This is a genomic window from Olleya sp. AS48 (assembly GCF_038900355.1).
GTDB lineage: Bacteria > Bacteroidota > Bacteroidia > Flavobacteriales > Flavobacteriaceae > Olleya.
In genome coordinates this window covers 155114-181421 of record NZ_JBBMRD010000005.1, presented here as the reverse complement: position 1 = coordinate 181421, position 26308 = coordinate 155114, and the positions used below count along the sequence as shown (strand labels likewise).

Here is a 26308-nt window from a genome sequence, read left to right as displayed (position 1 = left end):
TTTATTTTAAATTTAAACATCAAAACACAATTAAGCATTTTACTTTTGTGTTTAGCATTCAAAAATAGTTGAAAATAAGATAACAAAAAAAGCCTTTCATAAAAATGAAAGGCTTTTAAAATATAGTTAACGCTAAAATTATTTTTTAAATTTTGCGTATTTGTTTTTGAATTTATCGATACGTCCTGCAGTATCAATTAGTTTAGACTTACCTGTATAAAATGGGTGAGACGTTCTAGAAATCTCCATTTTAATAACTGGATATTCAACACCATCAACTTCAATAGTTTCACTAGTGTTTGCAGTAGACTTAGTTAAAAATACGTCATCGTTTGACATGTCTTTAAATGCTACCATTCTATAATTTTCTGGATGTATACCTTTTTTCATCGCTAAATGCTTTTTTATCTTAACTAAATTCGAGGTGCAAATTTAAGTATTTTTTACAAATGAGCAACTAATTTATGAAAAAAAATTAATTATGTAATATTGTAACATATTATTGCACTTTAAGACTAATAGATTATTAACTAATTAACTCAACAAAATTATGGAAAAAACTATAAAATCAATCGCAATTAATTTTGGTCTGTACCTTGGTGCAACCTTAGGCGGAATCACTGTATTAGCCTATGCTTTGTATTTAGACCTATTAACTAAATGGTGGTTAGGTATTTTATTATTTGTTATAATTATTGTCTACGGAATTATTTCTGTATCAAAATCTAAAGAATCATTAGGTGGTTATATTTCATTTAAAGAAAGTTTTAGCTCCTATTTTATTACGGTTGCAATAGGTGTAATAATTAGCACTTTGGTAAGTGTACTTGTTTTTAATTTTATCGACCCTGAAGCTGCTGTTGCTTTAAAAGAAAAAACAATTGAAGCAACATTACAAATCATGAAAAATTTTAACGCTCCTGAAGAAGAAATCGCTAAAACTTTAGATCTTATGGAAGCGCAAAAAAACCAATTCGCGTTAATGCCACAAATACAATCAACAGCCATGTTTTTAGTAATACAAGCTGTTATTGGACTTATTGTTTCATTAATAATGAAAAAAACTAACGAAGACCTATAATAGTTTTATATTTGAAAATATATTTCAAATTAAATTATGAACATATCAGTAGTCATACCACTACTTAACGAAGAAGAATCATTAACAGAATTACACCATTGGATTGCAAATGTGATGCAAACCAATGGTTTTTCTTATGAGCTATTGTTTATAGACGATGGTAGTACAGATAATTCTTGGAAAATTATTGAAAAAATCCAAGAATCGGACAATAACGTTAAAGGTATTAGATTTTTAAAAAACTTTGGAAAATCCCAAGCATTACACGCTGGTTTTGCTACAGCAACAGGAGATGTAATAATCACTATGGATGCCGATTTACAAGACAATCCAGAGGAAATACCTGAACTTTACAACATGATTACTAATCAAGGTTTTGAATTAGTTTCTGGATGGAAAAAAAAGCGTTACGATAATAAGTTAACTAAAAACTTACCTTCAAAATTATTTAATTGGGCAGCAAGAAAAACTTCAGGTGTCCAACTTAATGACTTTAATTGCGGACTTAAAGCCTACAATAAAGATGTTGTTAAAAACATTGATGTAAATGGCGAAATGCACAGATACATTCCAGTTTTAGCCAAAAATGCTGGATTTTCTAACATTGGTGAAAAAATTGTACAACATCAAGCTAGAAAATATGGCGAAACCAAATTTGGAATGGAACGTTTTGTTAACGGGTTTTTGGACTTAATTACCATTTGGTTTTTATCCAGATTTGGCAAAAGACCTATGCATTTATTTGGTGCATTAGGCGTTATTATGTTTGGCTTAGGACTTGTTTTTGCTTTGTATTTAGGAATAGACAAACTATTTTTTAATACCTCAGGTAGGCTAATCACCCAAAGACCTCAGTTTTATCTAGCATTAGTAACCATGATTTTAGGATCACAATTTTTTGTTGCTGGTTTTTTAGGCGAAATAATTTTACGTCAAAAATCAGACAAAAAACGATATTTAATTAAAGAATCCTTAAATTTAAAGGACTAAACTTATTAATTAATAACAAAACAAATAACTACCTTTAAGTAATTATTTATCTTAATTTAAGACTACAACCTATGAGACATATTGAACCAGAACTTTTAAACAGAGTCAATACTTGGTTAACTCCAGCTTTTGACAATGAAACACAAGATTATATAAAAAATCTTATTGCTTTAGAGCCTACTGAGCTTAAAGAAAGTTTTTATAAAGACTTAGAGTTTGGTACTGGAGGTATGCGTGGTGTAATGGGAATTGGGACAAACAGAATTAATAAATATACCTTAGGAAAAAACACACAAGGTATTTGTAATTACATGAAAACTGTTTTCCAAGGAGAAAACTTAAAAGTTGCTATCGCTTACGACTGTAGACACAACAGTAAAAGTTTAGCAAAAGTTGTGGCAGACGTGTTTTCATCAAACAATGTCAAAGTTTATTTATTTGAAGACCTACGTCCTACTCCAGAGCTATCTTTTGCTTTAAAACATTTAGACTGTCATTGTGGTATTGTTTTAACTGCTTCACATAATCCACCAGAATATAATGGTTACAAAGTATATTGGCAAGATGGAGGACAATTAGTACCACCTCAAGATGCCGAAATTATTAAAATAATAAATGCCTTAGACTATGCCGAAATAAAATTTGAAGCAAAGCCGGAGTTAATAGAATATATAGGAAAAGAAGTTGATGATGTTTTTATTGATGCAGCAGTAAAAAACGGAAGTTTTGATACACCCAAAGCTGCCAAGGATAATCTAAATATAGTTTTTACATCCTTACACGGAACTTCCATTACTAGCATACCAGAAACGTTTAAACGTGCAGGTTACAATAATGTAAATATTGTTGAAGAACAACGTGAGCCTAATGGCGATTTCCCAACTGTAAAATCTCCAAATCCAGAAGAACCTGAAGCACTTAAGATGGCTTTAGAATTAGCAGAAAAAGTAGATGGAGATATTGTTATAGGTACAGATCCTGATAGCGACAGAGTTGGTATTGCTGTTAGAGGTTTAGATAATAAAATGATTTTATTAAACGGAAATCAAACCATGGTCATGATGACTAATTTTTTATTACAACAATGGAAAAATAACAACAAAATAAATGACAATCAATTTATAGGAAGCACCATTGTATCTACGCCAATGATGACTGCTTTAGCAGATGCCTTTAAGGTAGAATGTAAAATTGGTCTGACTGGATTTAAATGGATTGCTAAAATGATTAAAGACTTTCCAAACCAAGAGTTTATTGGTGGTGGAGAAGAAAGTTTTGGGTTTATGGTTGGTGATTTTGTACGTGACAAAGATGCTGTAACATCTGCTTTACTTGCTTGCGAAATTGCAGCTCAAGCAAAAGCTAAAGGCAGTAGTTTTTACAAAGAATTAATACAACTGTACACTAAACATGGTTTTTATAAAGAACGTTTAATATCCATGACTAAAAAAGGTATAGAAGGTGCCCAAGAAATCAAACAAATGATGATTGATGCAAGAGAAAACCCGCTAACAACAGTTAATGGGTCAAAAGTTATCAAGATTGAAGACTATCAATTATCTGAAGCAAAAAATACAATAGACAATACTACAAGTACTATTAATGTACCTAAATCTAATGTATTAATTTATTATACGGAAGACGGAAGTAAAATAGCCTTAAGACCAAGTGGTACAGAGCCTAAAATAAAATTCTACATTAGCGTTAATACAACTTTAGACAATGTGTCAGAATTTGAAGCTACGGAACAGAAATTGGAAAGCAAGATTGATGCTATATTAAAAGATATGCAGTTATAATTAAATGGATCAAAACCTAAAAAAAATAATCCCATATATTAAACCTTATAAGTTTAATATAGTGATGAATGTTATTTTTAATATTCTATACGCGCTTTTTAGCACATTATCATTTATAACAATGTTTCCGTTGTTAGAAGTGCTATTTCAAAAAAACGCAGAGCCTACAACTATTCTAAAAAAACCTGTGTACACTGACATTTGGAATATTACTGATTATTTAAAAGATTTATTTTTCTATGAAATTGGTAACCTTAATGAAATCCATGGTCCTCAATATTCATTATTGTTAGCTGTTGGTTTAGTAATTACTACATTTTTACTTAAAAACTTATTTAACTATTTAGCGTCCTTTCATATGATGCATTTAAAAAATGGAGTTTTAAGTGATCTGCGTAAAAAAATGTATCAAAAAATTATAAGCTTATCAATACCTTTTTATTCAAATCGCACAAAAGGAGATATAATGGCTAGAATGTTAGGTGATATTAGCCAAGTACAATCGTCATTTTTTGTTATTTTAGAACTTATTGTTAGAGAGCCTTTAACAATACTATTTACGATTTATGCCATGCTAAAAATTAGTGTAAATCTTACACTTTTTGTTTTTGTTTTCATGCCTATTTCTGGTTTTATAATTTCTAGAATCGGTAAAAATTTAAAATCAAAATCAACAAAAGCTCAAGAAGAATCAGGAAAACTCATATCAATTGTAGAAGAAAGCCTAACAGGATTAAAGGTTGTTAAAAGCTACAATGCAGAATCTAGTTTTACAAAAAAATTCAATAATTCTGTTGACCGTTTATTAAAATTATCAAATAGTATAGGTAACAAAAACAACCTAGCCTCACCAATGAGTGAATTTATGGGTATTGTTACAATTGCTATTCTTTTATGGTATGGAGGTAATCTAGTATTAGTTGAAAAAACACTAGAAGGCGAATTATTTTTAGTATATCTACTATTAGCATATAATATTTTAACACCAGCAAAAGCAATATCTAAAGCATCCTACTCTGTAAAAAATGGACTAGCAGCTGCAGAGCGTGTATTTGAAATCTTAGAACAAGAAGAAACTATAACTTCAAACAGTGATGCTATTGACTTAACAAGCTTTTCACACGAAATCAATATCGAAAACATCAATTTTAGATACGAAGAAGAAAATGTGCTTAAAAAATTCAGCTTAAAAGTACCTAAAGGAAAATCTGTTGCTCTTGTAGGACAATCTGGAAGTGGAAAAAGTACAATAGCTAATTTACTGACCCGTTTTTATGATGTAAATGAAGGTAATATTACTATTGATGGTAATGACATAAAAACAGTCACAAAAAAGTCTTTACGTAATCTAATGGGATTAGTAACACAAGATTCTATACTATTTAATGACACCATAAAAAATAATATTTTAATAGGTAAACCTGATGCAACCGAAGACCAAATTATCGACGCTTTAAAAATTGCAAATGCTTGGGAGTTTGTTAGTGAGTTACCAAAAGGTATTGAAACCAATGTTGGAGATGCAGGGAACAATTTTTCAGGTGGACAAAAACAACGTCTAAGTATTGCTAGAGCTGTACTTAAAAACCCTCCTATTATGATTTTGGATGAGGCAACCTCAGCTTTAGATACTGAAAGCGAGCGTTTAGTGCAAGTTGCATTAGAAAACATGATGAAAAACAGAACATCTATTGTAATTGCGCATAGACTATCTACTATTCAAAATGCAGATCAAATTATTGTAATGCAAAAAGGTGAAATTGTAGAACAAGGTACACACACAGAACTATTAGAAAAAAACGGTATGTATAAAAAACTAGTAGAAATGCAAAGCTTTGAATAATTAAAACAATAAATAAATTAAAAAAAGGATAAACTTGGTTTATCCTTTTTTTTGTGCATTGCTAGATTTGGGGCCAACAACATAACTAAATTTAATAATATAAATCTAACGCAAATAATACTAAAAAACAAGTAAAATTTGTTTTTAAACCGATAAAACATACATTTAATCGTTTATTTTTGTGTAAAACCATGATTTACAGACTTTTAATAATCATTAAAAATTCTAATAAAACTTTTAAACTATTAGCTTAAATTAGAGTCTAATAATTAATATGTCAGAGAACGAAACACTTTTAGTGCAGCAATTACAATCTGAATCAGAAAAAAACGCTGCTTTTAAAACACTAATCACGCTATACAAAGAGCGATTGTATTGGCACATTAGACATATAGTAAAATCTCATGACGATGCGGATGACGTTTTACAAAATACGTTTATAAAGGTTTTTAAAAACATTAATAAATTTAAAGGCGACAGCCAATTATACTCTTGGATTTATAGAATAGCAACTAACGAAGCTTTAACGCATTTAAAAAGAAACGCAAAATTAAAAAACACTGCTAGTCACGATACTCAGGATTTAGCAATAAACAATTTACAATCGGACGTTTACTTTGAAGGAGAAGCCATACAGCTTAAACTTCAAAAAGCAATAGCAACACTTCCTGAAAAACAACAATTAGTGTTTAATATGAAATATTTTCAAGATTTAAAATACAGCGAACTATCAGAAATACTTGACACCAGTGAAGGAGCTTTAAAGGCATCCTACCATTTAGCTTCTAAAAAAATAGAAGCCTATTTAAAAGAACATTAAACCATTTACGTTTTTTTTAGTCTTAACTATACAATGAAAAAAGAAAGCTTAAATACAATCAAGACTTCAGGATTTAAAATCCCTAAGGACTACTTTGAAGGATTAGAAGATGCCATTCTAGCGCAAGCAACATTAGAAGGGCTTCCGAAAACGTCTGGTTTTAAGGTTCCAGATGGTTATTTTGAAACTTTAGAAAACAATATTTTATCTAAATTAGATAAGCCAGAACCTAAAGTATTTAATCTGTTTAACAAAAAAACTATTGTATCATTATCTAGCGTTGCTGCAGCCATAGTACTATTATTTAATTTAAACCTATTTAAAGCAGCTCCTACATTAGACAGCTTAGATACAGATACCGTAGAAAACTATATTTTAGATGAAATAGAAATTAACGATCTTAATATGTTAATTAATGACTCGGAATTATCACAAACAGATTTTATAGATTATAATTTAATTGAAGTTGAAGACTATATTGACGATATAGATTTAAACGACTTATACCAAGAATAAAACATATTACAATGAAAAAACATATTATAACATTACTAGTTTTAGTGTTTTCTTTTAGTGCAATTGCACAAAAAGAAAAAATAAAACAACACGAAAAACTTAAAGCTTTAAAAGTAGCACACATTACAGAGCAATTAGATTTTTCCTCCAAGGAAGCAGAAGCTTTTTGGCCTATTTACAATGACTTTGAAGAACAAAAAAGCAAATTAAGAGAAGCATCTGACATCAAACGTAAGGATATTGATGTTACAAAATTAACTAACAAAGAAGCTGAAACCCTAATTAAGGACATGCAAGATTTGGAAGACGCTAGAGTAAAAAGCTATAAAATATACGTTGATAAGCTTTCAAAAATAATTAGTTACAAAAAAATTGTATTACTATTTAATGCTGAGCGCTCCTTTAAAAGAAAAATGATTGAAGAGTTTAGAGGAAGACACAAAGACAATAAAAAAGACTAAAAAAAAGAAGCCAATAGGCTTCTTTTTTTTGCATAAAACTTAACTTGTTTTGATTTTAAATTCTTTGATTGAATAATTATGAGATTCTGAAATAAATTCAGAATGACGCTATTTCTACTATTAAAACAATCTATTTAAAGGTTAATTTACTAATCTTTTTATTTCCTGCAGCATACGCTGTTGTTTCATCTATAAACCTAATAGTATAATACCCATCATCACTTAAATGCGTCCACGTATTACCAGCGTCACTACTGTAATCTATTCCTTTAAATCCAATTGCAACTAATTGTTGCGCATTGCTATTTGGCACGTATTGCACACAGCTTCTGTAACCAGGTCCAGTACCATCAGACATAAGTTGCCATGTTTTTCCGCCATCAATAGTCTTTATTTTATTAGCCACATTATCATCTGCTTTGGTGTAATCTCCTCCTACTGCAAAACCATTGTTTTCATCATAAAAATCTATACTATAAATACCTGTAGTTTCTAAGCCTTGTATAATTGGTGTTTCAAAGACCTCCCAAGTGTTTCCTTTATCTGGAGAATATAAAATACGACTAGATTTACCTCCTGTAGCTACCCACGTTTTATCGCCTACAATAGCTATATTAGTATCACTTGCAGCAAATGCAGCTTCGCCATCTTTTGCTTTTGGTAACACATCACAAGATAGTTTTGTCCAAGACTCTCCTCCATCTCGTGTTATAATTACACTTAAACAATCATCTGTTGGATCTCCAATTGCAATACCTTCTTGGTCATTCCAAAATTCCATAGCATCGTAGAAAGCTTTTTCATGATTTTCTTGATACACGACTGTGTTTTTATGTAAATCAACATCTAAATTAAAAATCAAAGCAGGTGACCCTATACTTAACCCATAACCTTTATTACTAGTAACAGCTAATGCTCTAAAATTTGGAATAATGCTATCGTGTTTTATTTGAATGGGGAATACCTTTTTAATCGCATTAATTCCTGGTAAATCACTATGAAAATACATACCAAATTTACCTTCAGAAGTTAAGTAGGCTAAACCAACAGTATCAATAATTTCAATAGCTCTTACATTTAAAGCATCATCTTCTATTAATGTTTCTATCTCAACAGTTGTAAAAGTGGTTTTGATTGGTTTTGGTACCGTTTTATATTTACCAATACCACAACTACCTAATCCAATTATAAGCGAAATATTAAATATTAGATATATTATTTTTTTCATGATTATTAATTTTCTATAAAAATAGAAAAGCTCCACCATTACAGCGAAGCTTTCCTGAAAAATAATCAACCAAAATTATTTACCCTTCTATTTTTAATGCTTTTATATCTATAATTAATTGCGCTATGGAAGCTCTATTTAATCCATTATAGATACCTCTTATGTGTTTATTTTTATCTATTAGTAAAAAATTTTCGGTGTGTAAAAAGTCATCAATACTTTTTATTTCTCCTAAATCACTTTCTACAAAATAGTGATCTCTTCCCAGATCATATATTTGTTGTCTATCGCCTGTTACTAAATGCCATTTATTAGCTATAACGTTATTATTGGTAGCATAAGCATTTAAAACAGAAACTGAATCTGTACTTGGCATTACCGAATGAGATAATAATAAAACGTCCTGATCGTTTTTAAATTCTTCCTGAATTTTGGCCATATTACCTGTCATTTTAGGACAAATACCTGGGCAGGTTGTAAAAAAGAAATCGGTAATATATATTTTATTATCAAACGTGCTTTGCGTTACCGTTTCTCCTAATTGGTTTTGTAAAGAAAAGTCAGGGATTTTATGAAACGCACTTTCCTCTTTAGTATTAGGTGTTAACCAGTGCGGTGTAAACGAGTCATCTTTGTAATATGGCAGATACTCTACTCTGCTGTTTTCAATTACTTTAATGTTTTCTTTTTTAACGTCCTTCTTACAACTAGTAAAAATTAACACTACTATGATGCATAAGTATTTCATAAAACTATTTTTTTTCTGATTACAACTTCATCTTCTAATCTAACACATGAACTAGCCCGTCTCATACCAAAAATACGTCCATTTTTTGCTTCGTAATTAACATATAATTTGCCATTAGCTAACCACGCTTTTTGAAAACCATGCTCTTTTCCATCCGCAAAATTTCTTAATTTAAACATTTGCCCATCAGGAAACCATTGTTTTTCTTCACCTTGCTTTACACCGTTTTCATAAAACGACTGCCCAGATAACTCACCATTTTCCCACCATGTTTTATAAACACCGTCTAACTTATTATTTTTATAATAAGATTCTAGTTGTAGTTTTTTATTTTTAGTCCAACGTTTTGCTACACCTTCTCTTCTTCCATTAAAAAAACCTAATTTTTCTTCTAAAACGCCATTTGGATAATATTTTAAAGAATAACCAGTATACGGTTTGTCTTTGTAATACCATCTTCCTTTATTACCATTAAGCACCAATGCTTCCTTTAATAATTCTACATTACCTATAACTATTAGCTGTTCCTCTTTAGTGACGGTATTACTACTTGTACTATCAGAAGCGTCTTTACAACCTGATATTGTAAATACTATAACTATAAAAAAAAGAATTGGTCTCATGCTTTTATATTTTAGTAACCTTGGAATGGTCCTGCAAATAATACATATGCTGGTGCGTATGCATAATTGCTAGCCGGATATACTTCGTTTATTATATGGTAATGATACTCCTCTACTCCATTTGTGTATTGTGTAGTAGATGTATGACCACCAGAAGCATCTAAATCTGTAGGATGTGTACCTGTAGCACTACATTGTCTACCATAAATAAACACACCATCCAATAATATTCCAACTAAACTATCGTCGTTGCTAGTAATTGGTGTAGGCTCTAAATGATAGTGATATACACCAGGACCTTTATGTGCGCCAGCCCAATCTAAACTTCCAGCTGCTTGATCTAAATCTCCCATGCCTTCCTGATCATTAAAAATAGACGCACCACTAACAGCAATACCAATAGTGTTTAATTGTGTAGTAACGGAGGCACCTGTTAAATTTGGTGTCGCATCCACTGTAAAACTTGCAGCTTCTCCTTGGCCTCCGCCAATATATGTGTTTTGAGTTGTTTTAGTTACGCCAGGTTCATCAATATAAAGTGCATTATCAGGTTCCCAATAAATTGAAGTATGATCAGGAAACCCTGTCGTTTCAATATTTACTTGAGTACCATCATCAGATAGTAGTACTGTAACAGCATCCGAATTAAATGCTGAAAACGCTGCATGTAATTCTGTTACAGCTACCTCCTCATCATCATTAGTACCATTAATTACTGAAACGTCACTTACTGAATCATCACTATTACAAGCAAATAATGCTAAAGCAACAATTGAAATGTACGTTAAAGGTTTAAATATAAGTTTCATACTATTAGCGTTTTAAGGTTATTTAAAGTTTAGATGCGTGTTATCAAAAAAACTTGCTTTTTATTTTATATAAATTAATTTCTTCCGCCTTGAGGACGTCCGCCTTGTGGTCTTTGTCCTCCATTTTTTGAGGCTTTTTCTAATTCTTCTTTTGTAATAAAACCATCACTATTACTATCAATTTTAGAAAAGTCTTCTTTTAAAGGCCCTTTAGCTTCGTTAACAGATAATTTACCATCATTATTAGCATCCATCTTTTCTATTATTTGAGATGGATCTAGTCGTTCTCCTTGACCATTTGGTTGTCCATTTGGCGGTCCTTGTTGTTCTGCTTCTACTTCTCCCATAACACAACGACCAACATAAGGAAACTGATTAGTTACTAAATACATGTATTTACCATCAACAGTAATACCATTACACTCGTCTAAATCTCCATAACCAGCTACATACTCGTAATCAGATCCATATGTCCCATCATGATGACCACCAACAGCAATATCCATATGTTGATGAGGATTATCATAAGAACAATCTTCTCCTGCTCTTGTTCCATCTAATAACTTAAAGCTTGGCTTGTATTGTCCGCTTTTAGAATAGTACATAGGAAAACCATCATGTGCAAAACCAATATGAACTAAATCTTGTCCGCTATCAAATTTAGATATCATTGATGTTGGTGTCCCATGATAATGATACGCTCCGGTTGGTTGTACATGTGCATGATTAAAATCTAAACCAAGATCTATAACATTTTGAATAGCCTCTACACGGTAATTTTCTCCCGTATCACAAACAACCACCTCTGCTGTTTGAGGTTCAAACTTAATTCCGTTTAAAGCTATTCCTGGTTCTCTCATCCATTGCGCTTTTCCTGTATACTTTGGTGTTACCGGAAATGAATAAGTGATATCCTGAGGCGCGATAGTATTTGGATTACCTGGATTAGGAAAAGCTCCTGTGTCATGGTTTGGTAATGAATTGGTCACCATAATACGTGTATCTCCAACAATACTAACTTTAGTTTTAGTCCCAAAAGTAGCATCCTCTAGGTCGTAATTCCCGTAATAATTGGTTGTAGAATTTACGTTATTTTCTGTGTCATGGGAATGATTTTCGGATCCATCATGACTATGAGACGTAGATTTTTTTTGACTATTACAACCTAACAAAAGTCCAATAATCACTAGTGTAATAATTTTAAATATATTTTTCATTTGTTTGGCTATTCTTGTTTAAAATCAGTCTCTTTTTCTACGTTTAGGCTTATCGTCAGTTTCAAAAAACGCCTTTAATTCTTCCAAATCTAACTCACCATCACTATTAGTATCTATCTTAATAAAATTATCAGATAATTCAATTTTCTTTTTAGCAGCTACTTCTAATTCATTTAATGTTCCGTCACCATTATCATCAACAGCTTTGATTATTTTTTTAGCTGAAATTTTTCTAGGCTTACTATCATCTAAAGACACTTTTAATTCATCCAAATCAATCACTCCATCTTCGTTAGTGTCAATGACATCAAAATCTTCTGATATTTTCCCTCTTTCATCGCTAGCTGCTTCATCTTTATCAATCACTTGATCTTTATTAATGTCTAATTTTAAAAGAATTTCAGACGCATCTGGTGTGCCTCCACGTTGCTGACCTCTTCCGCCTCCTCTTCCGCCTTGTCCACCTCCACCTGGAGGTCCTTGAGCAAAAACGCTAAAACATAATAGCATTGAAAAGACTGTTAATACTGTTTTTAATTGGTTATTTTTCATTTTTAAATACTGTTTATAAGCTTTAGATGCTTTTATTCTATAAAACTTGTGATAAAATGTTTTATATTGAAGTTATTTCGTCTTAATAGTATATCGTTATTATAAAGGCCTCATAAGTTTTACATAATGAAGCCTTTAACTGCTATTAAAAAACTAATTAATTATTTTTAATCTAAGTAATCACTAACTGCTGTTGCACGAGATGATACATGTGTATTTAAAAGGTTAACTGCATTTTGGAAATCCGAACCATTTTCTAAAAAACTATAACCTGCAACTTCTGATGTTGCATAAGGTTGTATTAATGCTGCGTAATTTGCGTACAGAGACTGAATTGTGCTAACATTAAAAGCATTATCTACAACGTCTTGTACATAGGTGTCATATTGCGCTTTGTAAACCGAGTCTTGATACAAATAGCCAATTAATGGCCATTCAGAGTTGTTTAAACCGGAAAAATCCAATGGTAATGAGCCTCCCATTTTTCCTGTTTGCAAAGCTTCGTTATTATCCCATGGTATCCATGTTAGTTTACTAGTATCGGGATTGTTATATAAAAAATAATTATGTGTCATCCTTCCATAAGTATCCCAATTTTGAACGACTGTATTAACTGCTAAGTATTTTATAAAAACATCTGTATCAAACACAGCGTCAAGATTTGCTCTCCATGATTCTGGGTCTGTAGTTCTTGAACCATCATTTATTACAGCTAATAAACTAGCAACATCATCAAAATCGCCTTCATCTTCGTTAGTTTTTTTAACGTATTCACTTTCATTATAAGTTCCCATAGCAAAACTAGCAGCAACACCATCTGGCTTGTATAAATTACCATCATCATCAGAAAATTGTGTATCTAAAACGGTATCATCCACTTCTTCCACCATAGTGTACAGTCCAAAATATTGTGGTCCATCACCATGGTCTACATAAACGGTATAAAATGCGGTATGTGAGGCTACTAATCCTGAGTTTCTAAAAACATCTGTCGCTACTTTTTCGCGCAACATAGACTTATCATCAAAGTTATTTTTAAGACTTAACTTTTTAAAACCATAAAAACGTTGGTTGTCTATTTGTGGATAATCATCTTCAAACTCATCAAAATCTAATTTAAGCGATAGTTTTAAAATTCCATTTTGCCAGCTAGTTTGTAAACTAGAATTACCTTTAAATCTAACACCAACGCGATACCATTCAATACCATTATAAAATACTTCGGCAGGTACAAAAATTGGATCTTCATCAGTTTCTGTTAAAACACCACCACCAGCTCCTCCTGGACCACCTGCACCAGCTCCAAAAGTTCCGTAAAGGCTTGTCATGTTATCAAGCATAGATTGCCAACGTGCTTCGGTAATTACTATATCTAATCTTTTTACAGCGTTATCTTCAAATACTTCTTCAAAATTAGGATCTGCATCTTTACTGTGCGTCTCAGAAGTCCAATCTGTGGCTTCAAAATCAGTATCGTCAATTACGACAACGTCTTCATCCTCTATTTCTGTTGTTGTAACACTATCATCGTCATTACAAGAAGTAAAGACTGTAAGCGTTATACCAAATACAACTGCTATTAATAAAAGGTTTAATTTGCTTTTTATATACTTCATATTATTTATGGTTTATTGGTTATGTTATCTAATTAGTTACGTTCTCTTTTTTTTGGTTTTGGTGCTTTTTTAAATTCAGCTTCAGATATAAATCCGTCTTCATCTGTATCAATTTTATCAAAATTTTCTTTTAAAGGTCCTTTGATTTCGGATTTAGATAATTTACCGTCTTCATCTTTATCCAATTCTTTTAATAACTGACTAAATGTTGGTGGTTCTTTTTTCTGCTTATCGCTAGATTGAGCGCTAACACTAGTTACACTTAAAACTGTTAAACCAAACACTAATACTGCTGTACTTAATATGTTGTTTTTCATGACTAAAAATTTATTTGTTATGGTGTTTAGATGTCTAGTTTTAAAATAACTTGTGGCCAATTATGTTAAATAAAACACAAAAAAAAAGACCTTTAATTTACCGAAGGTCTTTTTATATTTTTTAATAACATTGTGTTTTAATCTGGTCTATTAGGATGTTCTGGTCCTTGATTATCAAATCTTCGTGCTTTTTTTATTATAGATTTAAATTGTTCTTTTTGTTTATCATCAGACAAATTATAAATTGCCCTTAATCTTTTAAACAATTCGTGTTCTCTTGTAATTGTTTTGTCTGCAATATTTGCTATTAAATTATCTATCTCTTGTTGATCAATTGAAGCTGCAGTAATATTACTAAACAACTGGTCTTTTAAAGACTTAATAGCATCACCAACTGCACGCATATTATTGTGATGTTTAGCTTCTAAACTTTTAAATTGTGCTAATTGTTGGTCATTAAATTTTAACTCAGTTACAATAAAATCTCCTGATGCTTTTGGTCCATTCTGATCTGGACGACCTATATAATTGAATAGAAAAAAGCCATTCATTATAATTAAAACAATAAGTAAAAGATATAAAACGGTGTGTTTTTTCATGATTATAATTTTAAAAATGAAGATTCTGAATCTGAGTTCAATCCATAATCTGAGGCAAAACTAGAAATAGCGTCGTTATATTTTGTGCTATTAATTTGGCGGATAGCATATACGTTAACAATTACAACACAAACTAACGTTGCTAATTGTAATTGCGGTGTAAACCAACTCCAAGATTTAGAAGTTACCTGTTTTTCTGCAAACATTTTTTGCATAGTTTTATCCTTAAAAAAAGGAGAAACTTGGACACTATTTAAAGTATCTAAAGCATTTAATGTGCTATCTATTTTATCTTGAATGTTATTATTTGTGTTCATATTAATTTAGATGTAATAGTCTTAAAAAACTTGTGTTACTCTTGATTTTTATAAAAATTTTCTAGTGTTTTTTGTAAATTCTTTTTAGCTCTAAACAGCAAAGACTCAATAGACCCAACACTTTTATTAGTAATTTCACTAATTTCTTTATAGCTTTTATCATCAATTTTATTTAGCGTAAAAACTATACGTTGTACTTCAGGCAATTTGTTAATAGCTAAAAACAAGATTTCACTAGTTTCTTTTTGTTCTAAAACTAATCCTGGATGATTAATCTCTGTAAAGTAACTAGCTTTATCTAGATTATAATCATTACTTGACAATGACTCTAAAAAAGCAAAACGTTTTTTAGCATTTTTTTTTCTAATAAATTCTAAACATTTATTGGTTGTAATCCTATAAATCCATGTGGATAACTTAGATTCTTGCTTAAATTTATGAATAGAATTAAAAACCTCCACAAAAACCTCTTGAGCGATATCCTCTGCATCTTCCCTATTTGGTACAAATGACAGACAAGTCCCAAACACTTTGTGCTGAAAATCCTCCAAAAGCTTACTATAAGAGGCGCTACTTTTAGCCTTAAGCTGGTGTATAAAATCTGTTTCTGTCAAAAATGTTAGATATTCTATTAATAAGTTTAGATGCAATACTTTTAAAAAACTTGTGCATTTATTTAAAATTATTTTTTAAATGACAAATCTATAATATCTTAATACTAAAAAGTAATACAAATTGGTGTTATTTAAGTAACTTTGCATGTTATTAAATACAAAAAAATGCGCTTACACAAAAATTTATGCTTTGCCACAGTTGATGGTTTATTATTAATCTTTAACGACGGTCATTATGCAGATAAAGTTGTTCAACAATTACTTAAACGCGACAAACGTTGGGGAAGTCGTGATAGAGGTTTTGTTGCAGAAACCACATACGATATCGTACGATGGAAAAGGCTTTATGCAGAAATTGCTGAAGTAAAAGAACCATTTAACAGAGATGAAATCTGGCGTATGTTTGCGGTTTGGGCTACACTAAAAGGTATCACACTTCCTGATTGGAAATATTTTGAAAATACACCGACAAGAAAAATTAAAGGTCGTTTTGACGAATTTTCTAAAATTAGAAAAATAAAAGAGTCGTTTCCAGATTGGATGGATGAGTTAGCTGCTGAAGCTTTAGGCGAAGCTGTTTGGACTAAAGAAGCTGCTGCCTTAAATGAGCAAGCAGATGTTATTTTAAGAGTAAATACACTTAAAACAACTAGAGAAAAACTTAAATCCGATTTATTTGATTTAGATATTGAAACTGAAGCATTAGAAAAATACCCAAATGCATTAAAATTAGCCGAACGTGGTAATGTATTTACTACAGAGGCTTTTAAAAATGGTCATTTTGAAGTGCAAGATGCCTCTTCTCAATTAGTTGCAGAATATTTACAAGTAGAACCTGGAATGCGTGTTGTAGATACATGCGCTGGTGCAGGAGGAAAAACATTGCACCTTGCAAGTTTGATGGAAAATAAAGGTCAAATAATTGCACTAGACATTTACGATAATAAATTAAAAGAGTTAAAACGTCGTGCTAAACGTGCTGGAGCTCATAATATTGAGCCAAGACACATAGACTCGACTAAAGTTATTAAAAAACTTTATGATAAAGCAGATCGTGTATTAATTGATGCACCATGTTCTGGATTAGGCGTTTTAAGAAGAAATCCAGATGCTAAATGGAAAATGCAACCAGAATTTATTGAAAAAATCAAAAAAACACAAGCCGAAATATTAAGCTCATATTCTAGAATGGTTAAGTCTGGAGGAAAATTAGTATATGCTACATGTTCTATTTTACCATCAGAGAATCAAGATCAAGTAACCAAATTTTTAGCTTCAGAAAGTGGTAAAGAGTTTTCTTTAATCAAGGATAATAAAATTTTATCTCACCAATCAGGCTATGATGGCTTTTATATGGCGCTTTTAGAAAGAAAATAATTGTATTTCAACTTAAATAATTGTATTTAAAAAGTTAACATTTTTAAAATCAATTATTTTAGTTACAAATAACATGTATAAATTTAATTAACATATCGTAATACCCTTTAATATTTAACAATGAAACAATTTTACTTATTATCATTAACCTTACTACTAACACTAACTAGTTTTGCTCAAGTTCCAGCTAATTATTATGATAGTGCTACTGGATTAACTGGTTATGCTCTTAAATCAGAATTAAGAAGTATTATTACTAATGGACATTCTGATCAAGGCTATTCAGGTTTATGGTTGGGATATGAAACCACAGATAGAGACCTTTATTATGAAAACGATAATACAATTTTAGATATTTATTCTGAAAAACCTACTGCTACAGACCAATACAGCTATACATACAACTCTGATCAATGCGGAAATTACAATGCTGAAGGTGTTTGTTATAACAGAGAACATTTAGTGCCTCAATCATCATTTGGAGAAGCCTCTCCAATGAAAAATGACATACATCACGTGTATCCAACAGATGGCTATGTTAATGGTGGACGCGGAAGCTTTGCATTTGGTATTGTGGGTTCTGCTAGTAATACATATTCTAACGGATCTAAAAAAGGAACAAGTGCTGTTCCTGGATATTCAGGAACTGTTTTTGAACCAATTGACGAGTTTAAAGGTGATGTTGCAAGAGCTTTGTTATACTTTGCGACACGTTATGAAAACACAGTTGATGGTTACACCAGTTTTGATATGTTTAATGGTACTAATGACCAAGTATTTCAGGGTTGGGCTATTAGTTTGTTATTAGATTGGCACAATAATGTTGATCCAGTAGATGCCAGAGATATACAACGTAATAACTCAGCTTACAATTTTCAAGGTAACGCTAATCCATTTATTAGTCATCCAGAATACGCAAATGCTATATGGAATCCTGGACCTACAGATACACAAGCTCCAACAGTGCCTGCAAATATAGTAGCTTCTAATCCAACATCAACTACAATTGATTTATCTTGGTCAGCATCTACTGACAACACAGCTGTTGTAAGTTACGATGTTTTTGATGGTAGCAATTACGTAAATACAGGATCAAACGCAACGACTTATACTATTTCAGGATTAACACCAGAAACGACTTACACGCTATCTGTAAGAGCAAGAGACGCAGAAGACAACACCTCTGCATTAAGTACAACAGCTACTGAAACTACATTAGCTGGAAGTACAGGTACAAGTAACGATTTGTACTTTTCAGAATATATAGAAGGTTCTAGTAACAATAAAGCTTTGGAAATTGCAAACTTTACTGGAGCAGCTATAACAGACCTAACAGGTTATGAACTAAGATTAAGCTCTAACGGTAACTCGGGATGGACAGCAACATACAACTTTCCTAGTGGTGCATCAATCAATAATAATGACGTGTATGTTATAGGAAATAGTAATTTATCAGTATGTACAGCTGCTGTAGATGATTCAAATAATACCATTACAGGATTTAATGGTAATGATGCTATAGGATTATTTAAAAACGGAATCCTAATTGACATAATTGGTACTTTAGGAGATAATACGATTTATGCTGCAAACACTACTTTGGTAAGAAATTCAAATATTTCTGGAGGAAATAGCACCTTTAACCTAAATGAATGGACCGAATCTCCATCTGATACATGTACCAACTTAGGACAACATAATCAAACATTAAGCACAACAGACTTTAATAAACAAGAAATAAAAATATACCCAAACCCTATTAAATCTAACTTATTAACTATTGAGGTTAATGAAAACTCTAGCTTTGAAATCTATGACATTTTAGGTAAAAAGATCTTAAAAGGTAATGTGACTTCTAAAAACAATAAAGTTAGTCTATCTAGCTTAAGTAAAGGTGTCTACATATTAAGATTACAAAACAAAAACGGTAGTATTACTAAAAAACTGATTAAAGAATAAGTAAATCTTAATCTATAATTTAAAAAGCGACTTAATTAAGTCGCTTTTTTTTGTTTAAAACCTAGTGAATAACTCTTAAATTAAGCAGCAATTATTATCTATAATTAACCCTAAAAAACCTAAATTTGTGTCTTTATAAAAAACAACACTCAAACTAAAATATAATGATTCATTTCTTCGGAAACCAAAACAGTAACCTTTTTGCTGTTCAAGCAACAAAAGAATTATCAACGCAAACCATTTCTAAATTGATTTGGTTATTTGGCAACCAGCCAAAAATAGAACAAGCATCATTAGATGCTTTTTTTGTTGGTCCTAGAGCTGCAATGATTACACCTTGGAGTACTAATGCAGTAGAAATCACCCAAAATATGGGTATTGATGGCATCATCAGAATTGAAGAATTTGAAGCTTGCCAAAAAGACTTTACAGGTTTTGATCCAATGATTTCAGAAAAATATAATGGATTAAACCAAGAGTCTTTTACAATAAATATCCAACCAGAACCAATATTAAATATTGAGGATATAGCGTCTTATAATCAACAAGAAGGTTTAGCTTTAAATGATGAAGAAATTGAATACCTCGAAGGCGTATCAAAAAAAATAGGTCGTCCATTAACAGATTCAGAAGTCTTTGGGTTTTCTCAAGTCAACTCAGAACATTGTCGTCATAAAATATTTAATGGGACATTTGTCATTGATGGAAAAGAAAAACCAACATCGCTTTTTAAACTAATTAAAGAAACCTCCAAGCAACATCCAAACACTATCGTTTCGGCATATAAAGATAATGTTGCTTTTATAAAAGGTCCTAAAGTGGAGCAATTTGCGCCAAAACGTGCAGATGTTCCTGATTTCTATGTAAAAAAAGATTACGACTCTGTTATTTCGCTTAAAGCGGAAACACATAACTTTCCAACAACCGTAGAGCCATTTAATGGAGCTGCAACAGGATCTGGAGGAGAAATTAGAGACAGATTAGCTGGTGGAAAAGGATCGTTACCATTAGCAGGAACTGCTGTTTACATGACATCTTATTCTAGATTAGAAGAAAATAGACCATGGGAACAAGCTATGGAAGCACGTCCTTGGCTATACCAAACACCAATGGATATTTTAATAAAAGCTAGTAATGGTGCATCAGACTTTGGTAACAAGTTTGGGCAACCTTTAATTTGTGGATCTGTCTTAACGTTTGAACACGACGAAGCAAAAAGCACGATTATTAATGGAGAAAAAAGAACCAACAGAAAAATTGGTTACGATAAAGTAATCATGCAAGCAGGAGGTATTGGTTACGGTAAAGCAGATCAAGCATTAAAAGATACACCTAAAAAAGGTGATAAAATAGTAATATTAGGTGGAGAGAACTATCGCATTGGAATGGGTGGAGCTGCAGTATCCTCTGCAGATACAGGAGAGTTTACTTCTGGTATAGAGCTTAATGCTGTACAACGTTCTAACCCAGAAATGCAAAAACGTGCTGCCAATGCTGTGCGTGGAATGGTAGAAAGTGACGAGAATTTTATAGTCTCTATACATGATCATGGTGCAGGTGGACACTTAAACTGCTTATCAGAATTAGTTGAAGACACAGGTGGAACTATAGATTTAGATGCCTTACCTGTTGGTGATCCAACCCTTTCTGCCAAAGAAATTATAGGTAACGAATCTCAAGAACGAATGGGATTAGTTATTGCCGAAAAACATTTAGATCACTTAAATAGAATTGCAGAAAGAGAACGTTCTCCGATTTATACTGTTGGTGACGTAACAGAAAACAATAGATTTACATTTAAATCTAAAACCAAAGGTGATATACCAATGGATTTAGCTTTAGAGGATATGTTTGGAAGTTCGCCAAAAACAATAATGACAGACACCACAATTGACAGAAATTATGGTGGTATCTCTTATGACCCAAATTTATTTTACGATTATCTAGACCAAGTATTACAACTTGAAGCTGTGGCATGTAAAGATTGGTTAACAAATAAAGTGGACCGTTGTGTTGGTGGTAAAGTTGCCAAACAACAATGTGTTGGTCCATTACAAATCCCATTAAATAATATGGGTGTAATGGCTTTGGATTATAATGGTGTCGAAGGGATTGCTACGTCTATAGGACACTCTCCTATCTCTGGATTAATTGATCCTGTTGCTGGAAGTAGAAACAGTATTACAGAAGCACTTACTAACATTATTTGGGCTCCATTAAAAGATGGACTAGAATCTGTATCATTATCTGCCAATTGGATGTGGCCTTGTAAAAATGAAGGTGAAGACGCACGTTTGTACGAAGCAGTACAAGCTATTTCAGAATATGCAATTGACTTAGGAATCAATGTTCCGACAGGAAAAGACTCTTTGTCAATGAAGCAAAAGTATCCTAACGAGGAAGTTATTTCTCCTGGAACTGTAATTATTTCTGCTGCAGCAAACTGTAATAATATTAAAAATGTTATCGAGCCTGTTTTTAAAAGACAAGGTGGTGATATATATTATATAAACTTATCTCAAGACGACTTTAAATTAGGAGGAAGTAGCTTTGCGCAAATATTAAACAAAGTTGGTAACAACACTCCAAACACTAAAGACGCTAAGTATGTAAAAACAGTATTTAATACTATCCAAAAATTAATTAAGGATAATCAAATTATAGCTGGACATGATATCGCTTCTGGTGGACTAATTACTACATTATTAGAGTTATGCTTTGCTGATGTAAATTTAGGTGCAGAAATAGATATTACTGCTTTAAACCAAAAGGACTCTTGTAAAGTCTTATTTTCTGAAAATTCAGGGATTGTTTTTCAATCTAAAGATGATGCTATAGAAAAAGTACTTACAGACGCTAATATTGCTTTTTATAACATTGGTAAAGTTACTGATAGTGATACATTAAGTGTTATAAATGGTATTGAAGTCTTTACTATGACTGTCTCTAGATTAAGAGACATGTGGTACAAAACATCTTTTTTATTAGACCAAAAACAAACTGCAAATGGTTTAGCTAAAACACGTTTTGACAACTATAAAAAACAAGATTTACAGTATAGTTTCCCTAAACATTTTACAGGAAAACTTCCAACGATAGATAGCGCTAAACCAAGACCAAAAGCTGCAATTTTACGTGAAAAAGGAAGCAATTCTGAACGCGAAATGGCTAATGCAATGTATTTAGCTGGTTTTGATGTTAAAGATGTACACATGACAGATTTAATTTCTGGTCGCGAAACTTTAGAAGATATTCAGTTTTTAGGAGCTGTTGGTGGTTTTTCTAACAGTGATGTTTTAGGGTCAGCAAAAGGTTGGGCTGGAGCAATAAAATACAATGAAAACGCTAATAAAGCCATAAATAACTTCTTTAAAAGAGAAGATACTTTATCCATTGGTATTTGTAATGGTTGTCAATTATTTATGGAATTAGAGTTGATTAATCCAGAACATGAGGTGCATGGAAAAATGCTTCATAATGACTCTAAAAAACATGAAAGCGCATTTACTTCAGTAACAGTTCAAGACAATAACTCGGTAATGCTTTCATCATTAAAAGACACAACTTTAGGTGTTTGGATAAGTCATGGAGAAGGTAAATTTAATCTTCCTAAGTCAGAGCAAGAGTATAACATCGTTGCAAAGTATGGTTACGATAGTTATCCTGCAAATCCAAATGGATCAGATTTTAATACGGCAATGCTATGTGATAAAACTGGTCGTCATTTAGTAATGATGCCACATATAGAGCGTTCTACTTTTCAATGGAATTGGGCTAACTATCCAGATAATAGACAAGATGAAGTATCTCCATGGTTAGAAGCGTTTACCAATGCGAAGCAATGGATTGAAAATAAAAAGTAAGATAATTCATATTTTTTTTAATAAATTTCTTAGGTTTATGCTGTAATAATTCAGAACATAAAGCTATTAATGAATTTTAGATATATAGAATGTACCAACACTAACCAGTTGGTACAAAACTTTTTTGAGCTTACTGTTGAGCAAACCAGTATACCTTTAATTTCTAAGGTAATACCAACTGCACAATCGCATATATTATTTTTTAAATCAAAATCACCACTAGAAACAGGCGTAAGAAATAAAATTTATAAGAATAAAGGAATCGTTGTATTTGGGCAATCCTATAAATCTTACACGATGAAGGCACAAAACCCCTATTTTAATTTCGGGATTAATTTGCATCCAACTGCGCTATACAAAATTTTAAAAACAGATATTTCTAAATTAACAGATAAACATATTAACCTATCTAAAATAGATACTAAATTATATGAGTTATTATATCCTGTTTTTAAAGAAAACCTTCACGGAACAGCATTAGCACAACGTATTGAAAGCCAACTATCAAACCTTCAAATTTATGAAAGTAAAAACACAAAATTAGTGGACGAAGCGATTAAGGTGATTTATAAAAAAGAAGGTAAAATTAATGTAGAAGAACTTCTTAAAATATTTCCAATTTCGCAAAAACATCTAGAAGTACAGTTTAAAAAAACCATAGGATTAACACCTTTAAAATTTATAAAACTTTATAAATTTTTAAGTTTAATGAGGCAATACGAATCTAAAAAAGCATCAATAACACAATTAATAGAGTATTATGCTTATTATGACCTGTCTCATTTTACTAAAGACTTTAAATTATTTATGAACCAAAAGCCCTCAGATTACTTCAAATCTGAGAATATTTTCTTAAATAATTATTTAAAACTCTAATTTTTACGATTTTTTACATCATTTAAACAAAAGATTTTACATAATTTAGCTTCGAATTTATGTGTTTTATTTAATTTAAATGAAAGTTAAGGGATTCATTTAAAAATAGTTAGTTATTAAATAAAAATCAAAAAAGCATATATTCACGCTATCAATCAGTTAGCATAGGAGCTGTTTAATTACAGCTCCTTTTTTTTACTGCTATTTGAAATGGAAATAAAATTTCATACTTTGCAACTCTTAACAACTTCGCAAATAATCTAATGATAGAAATAACTAGACTCTTCGATTTCCCATACTATCAACTTGAAAAATACAATCTTGAAAATTCATTATCAACAAAATATGATGGTAAATGGGTATCAATTTCTACAAAAAAATACTTAGAACAAGCTAATACAATTAGTAGAGGACTACTAAGATTAGGTGTTTCAAAAAACGATAAAATAGCAGTAATATCCTCAACCAATCGCACAGAATGGAATATAATGGATATTGGTATTTTACAACTTGGTGCACAAAATGTCCCTGTATATCCTACAATATCCGAAGAGGATTATGCATACGTCTTAAATCATGCAGAAGCCAAATATTGTTTTATATCATGTCAAGAAGTTTATAATAAAGTCATAAAAATAAAAGCAGAAGTACCATCGTTAATAGAAGTTTATTGCTTTGATCAATTAGAAAATTGCAAAAATTGGAACGAAGTATTAGAGTTAGGAAAAGATCAATCTAACCAAAATGAAGTTGAAAAGTTAAAAGATAATGTAAAAGCTAGTGACCTAGCTACTTTAATATATACTTCCGGAACTACTGGAAAACCTAAGGGTGTAATGCTATCGCACGATAATTTAGTTAGCAATGCTTTAGAGAGTTTTAAAAGAATACCTATCGGATTAGGAACAGCTAAAGCCTTAAGTTTTTTACCATTATGCCACGTCTATGAGCGCATGCTTATATATTTATACCAATACTGTGGTGCCTCAATACACTACGCTCCTATTGACCAAATAAGCGAATACGCACAAGAGGTTAAACCACAAGTAATGACTGCTGTACCTAGATTACTAGAAAAAGTATATGACAAAATCATTGCTAAAGGTGCTGAGTTAACAGGAATTAAGAAAAAATTATTTTTCTGGGCTGTAGACGTTGGGCTACAATACAAACCTTATGGCGAAAATGGTTGGTGGTACACACAAAAACTAAATCTTGCTAATAAATTAATATTTAGCAAATGGAAAGCTGCACTTGGAGGAGAAGTTAAAGTAATGGCATCTGGTAGTGCTGCTTTGCAACCTAGATTAGCACGTGTATTTAATGCTGCAGGATTTGGTGTTATGGAAGGTTATGGATTAACCGAAACCTCTCCTGTAGTATCTGTAAATGATATGCGCAACGGAGGATTTAAAATAGGTACTGTCGGCAAATTATTAGATCGTACTGAAGTTAAAATTGCCGAAGACGGAGAAATTTGTGTAAAAGGACCTCAGGTCATGATGGGATATTACAAAGACGAAGCCAAAACTGCCGAAGTTATTAAAGATGGCTATTTCCACACTGGAGATATAGGTGTTATTGACGACGAAGGCTTTTTAAAAATTACCGATCGTAAAAAGGAAATGTTTAAAACCTCTGGTGGTAAATATGTAGCACCACAATTATTAGAAAACAGATGTAAACAATCTAGATTTATAGATCAAATAATGGTTATTGGTGAAGGCGAAAAAATGCCAGCAGCGATTATACAACCAGATTTTGAATTTATCAGAAATTGGGCCAAAATACATAACAAAACATTAGGTACTAACGAAGCGTTAGTTGCTAATCCAGAAGTAATAGCTCGTATACAAGAAGAGATAGACACAGCAAACACTAAATTTGCTAAGTGGGAAAAAATTAAACAATTTAGATTAACAGCCGAAGCTTGGACTGTAGAAGGTGGACACTTAACTCCTACTTTAAAACTTAAGCGTAAAATAATTAAAGAAAAATATAAAGCATTATACAACGATATTTATGGTTATTAATACTTTAAAATAAATCTTATCTGCAAAAAAGCTATCTAAATTTAGGTAGC

The 26308-nt window shown here is 31.5% G+C and carries 24 protein-coding genes; 12 read left to right on the top strand and 12 right to left on the bottom strand.

Going from position 1 to position 26308, the window contains the following annotated elements; translation table 11 throughout:
* Positions 1-138: 138 nt before the first annotated feature.
* A complete protein-coding gene (locus tag WNY60_RS08275) occupies positions 139-390 on the bottom strand; it encodes a type B 50S ribosomal protein L31 (protein ID WP_145002153.1) in 252 nt (83 codons plus the stop codon).
* A gap of 160 nt (positions 391-550) precedes the next feature.
* Here WNY60_RS08275 and WNY60_RS08270 point away from each other — a divergent pair, with 160 nt between their 5' ends.
* The 7 genes from WNY60_RS08270 (at position 551) to WNY60_RS08240 (ending at position 7510) form a co-directional block, all read left to right on the top strand.
* The gene (locus tag WNY60_RS08270; protein WP_342862083.1) at positions 551-1081 is read left to right on the top strand and encodes a DUF4199 domain-containing protein; all 531 of its coding nucleotides are present in this window, start codon (positions 551-553) and stop codon (positions 1079-1081) included.
* Positions 1082-1117: 36 nt separating this feature from the next.
* Entirely contained in the window at positions 1118-2071 is a 954-nt protein-coding gene (locus tag WNY60_RS08265; RefSeq protein ID WP_342862082.1) for a glycosyltransferase family 2 protein, read from the top strand.
* A gap of 71 nt (positions 2072-2142) precedes the next feature.
* Positions 2143-3870: a phospho-sugar mutase gene (locus tag WNY60_RS08260; RefSeq protein ID WP_342862081.1), complete on the top strand. Its 1728-nt coding sequence runs from the start codon at positions 2143-2145 to the stop codon at positions 3868-3870.
* Positions 3871-3874: 4 nt separating this feature from the next.
* Entirely contained in the window at positions 3875-5713 is a 1839-nt protein-coding gene (locus tag WNY60_RS08255) for an ABC transporter ATP-binding protein (protein WP_339808799.1), read from the top strand.
* 274 nt (positions 5714-5987) lie between these two features.
* Complete coding sequence (locus tag WNY60_RS08250) at positions 5988-6533, top strand: RNA polymerase sigma factor (protein ID WP_145002158.1); 546 nt, start codon at positions 5988-5990, stop codon at positions 6531-6533.
* A 33-nt stretch (positions 6534-6566) separates the two neighbouring features.
* Positions 6567-7049, top strand: coding sequence for a hypothetical protein (locus WNY60_RS08245; RefSeq protein WP_342862079.1), 483 nt, complete (start codon positions 6567-6569; stop codon positions 7047-7049).
* Between the two features lie 11 nt (positions 7050-7060).
* Positions 7061-7510 (top strand): glycosyl transferase family 90, encoded by a 450-nt coding sequence (locus WNY60_RS08240; RefSeq protein WP_145002160.1) that lies wholly within the window; start codon positions 7061-7063, stop codon positions 7508-7510.
* A 130-nt stretch (positions 7511-7640) separates the two neighbouring features.
* On the opposite strand, the gene WNY60_RS08235 is transcribed toward WNY60_RS08240, so the two are convergent.
* The 11 genes from WNY60_RS08235 to WNY60_RS08185 form a co-directional block, all read right to left on the bottom strand.
* Positions 7641-8738, bottom strand: coding sequence for an oxidoreductase (locus WNY60_RS08235; RefSeq protein ID WP_342862078.1), 1098 nt, complete (start codon positions 8736-8738; stop codon positions 7641-7643).
* Between the two features lie 79 nt (positions 8739-8817).
* Positions 8818-9486, bottom strand: a complete 669-nt coding sequence (locus WNY60_RS08230; RefSeq protein ID WP_342862077.1) for an SCO family protein — start codon at positions 9484-9486, stop codon at positions 8818-8820.
* The gene (locus tag WNY60_RS08225) at positions 9483-10109 is read right to left on the bottom strand and encodes a toxin-antitoxin system YwqK family antitoxin (protein WP_342862076.1); all 627 of its coding nucleotides are present in this window, start codon (positions 10107-10109) and stop codon (positions 9483-9485) included. The genes WNY60_RS08230 and WNY60_RS08225 overlap by 4 nt, the downstream gene beginning before the upstream one ends.
* 11 nt (positions 10110-10120) lie before the next feature.
* Positions 10121-10918 carry a YHYH protein gene (locus tag WNY60_RS08220; protein WP_342862075.1) on the bottom strand — a complete coding sequence of 266 codons (798 nt, stop codon included), beginning with the start codon at positions 10916-10918 and terminating at the stop codon, positions 10121-10123.
* Positions 10919-10992: 74 nt separating this feature from the next.
* Positions 10993-12135, bottom strand: a complete 1143-nt coding sequence (locus WNY60_RS08215; protein ID WP_342862074.1) for a YHYH protein — start codon at positions 12133-12135, stop codon at positions 10993-10995.
* 24 nt (positions 12136-12159) lie between these two features.
* Positions 12160-12687 carry a hypothetical protein gene (locus WNY60_RS08210; protein WP_342862073.1) on the bottom strand — a complete coding sequence of 176 codons (528 nt, stop codon included), beginning with the start codon at positions 12685-12687 and terminating at the stop codon, positions 12160-12162.
* A gap of 167 nt (positions 12688-12854) precedes the next feature.
* Positions 12855-14303, bottom strand: coding sequence for a CotH kinase family protein (locus WNY60_RS08205; protein WP_339808794.1), 1449 nt, complete (start codon positions 14301-14303; stop codon positions 12855-12857).
* A gap of 32 nt (positions 14304-14335) precedes the next feature.
* Entirely contained in the window at positions 14336-14620 is a 285-nt protein-coding gene (locus tag WNY60_RS08200) for an EF-hand domain-containing protein (protein WP_145002167.1), read from the bottom strand.
* Between the two features lie 137 nt (positions 14621-14757).
* Entirely contained in the window at positions 14758-15219 is a 462-nt protein-coding gene (locus tag WNY60_RS08195; protein ID WP_342862072.1) for a Spy/CpxP family protein refolding chaperone, read from the bottom strand.
* A 2-nt stretch (positions 15220-15221) separates the two neighbouring features.
* The gene (locus tag WNY60_RS08190) at positions 15222-15536 is read right to left on the bottom strand and encodes a hypothetical protein (RefSeq protein ID WP_145002171.1); all 315 of its coding nucleotides are present in this window, start codon (positions 15534-15536) and stop codon (positions 15222-15224) included.
* 35 nt (positions 15537-15571) lie between these two features.
* The gene (locus WNY60_RS08185; protein ID WP_342862071.1) at positions 15572-16150 is read right to left on the bottom strand and encodes an RNA polymerase sigma factor; all 579 of its coding nucleotides are present in this window, start codon (positions 16148-16150) and stop codon (positions 15572-15574) included.
* Between the two features lie 165 nt (positions 16151-16315).
* On the opposite strand from WNY60_RS08185, the gene WNY60_RS08180 reads away from it, so the two are divergent.
* The 5 genes from WNY60_RS08180 to WNY60_RS08160 all read left to right on the top strand — a co-directional run bounded on the left by WNY60_RS08180 (position 16316) and on the right by WNY60_RS08160 (position 26258).
* Positions 16316-17527, top strand: coding sequence for a methyltransferase domain-containing protein (locus WNY60_RS08180; protein ID WP_145002175.1), 1212 nt, complete (start codon positions 16316-16318; stop codon positions 17525-17527).
* Positions 17528-17647: 120 nt separating this feature from the next.
* Positions 17648-19486 (top strand): endonuclease, encoded by a 1839-nt coding sequence (locus WNY60_RS08175; protein WP_339808791.1) that lies wholly within the window; start codon positions 17648-17650, stop codon positions 19484-19486.
* A 164-nt stretch (positions 19487-19650) separates the two neighbouring features.
* Positions 19651-23349 (top strand): phosphoribosylformylglycinamidine synthase, encoded by a 3699-nt coding sequence (purL, locus tag WNY60_RS08170; protein ID WP_342862070.1) that lies wholly within the window; start codon positions 19651-19653, stop codon positions 23347-23349.
* Positions 23350-23418: 69 nt separating this feature from the next.
* A complete protein-coding gene (locus WNY60_RS08165) occupies positions 23419-24225 on the top strand; it encodes a helix-turn-helix domain-containing protein (RefSeq protein ID WP_339808789.1) in 807 nt (268 codons plus the stop codon).
* 263 nt (positions 24226-24488) lie between these two features.
* Entirely contained in the window at positions 24489-26258 is a 1770-nt protein-coding gene (locus WNY60_RS08160; protein WP_145002183.1) for an AMP-dependent synthetase/ligase, read from the top strand.
* Positions 26259-26308 lie beyond the last annotated feature (50 nt).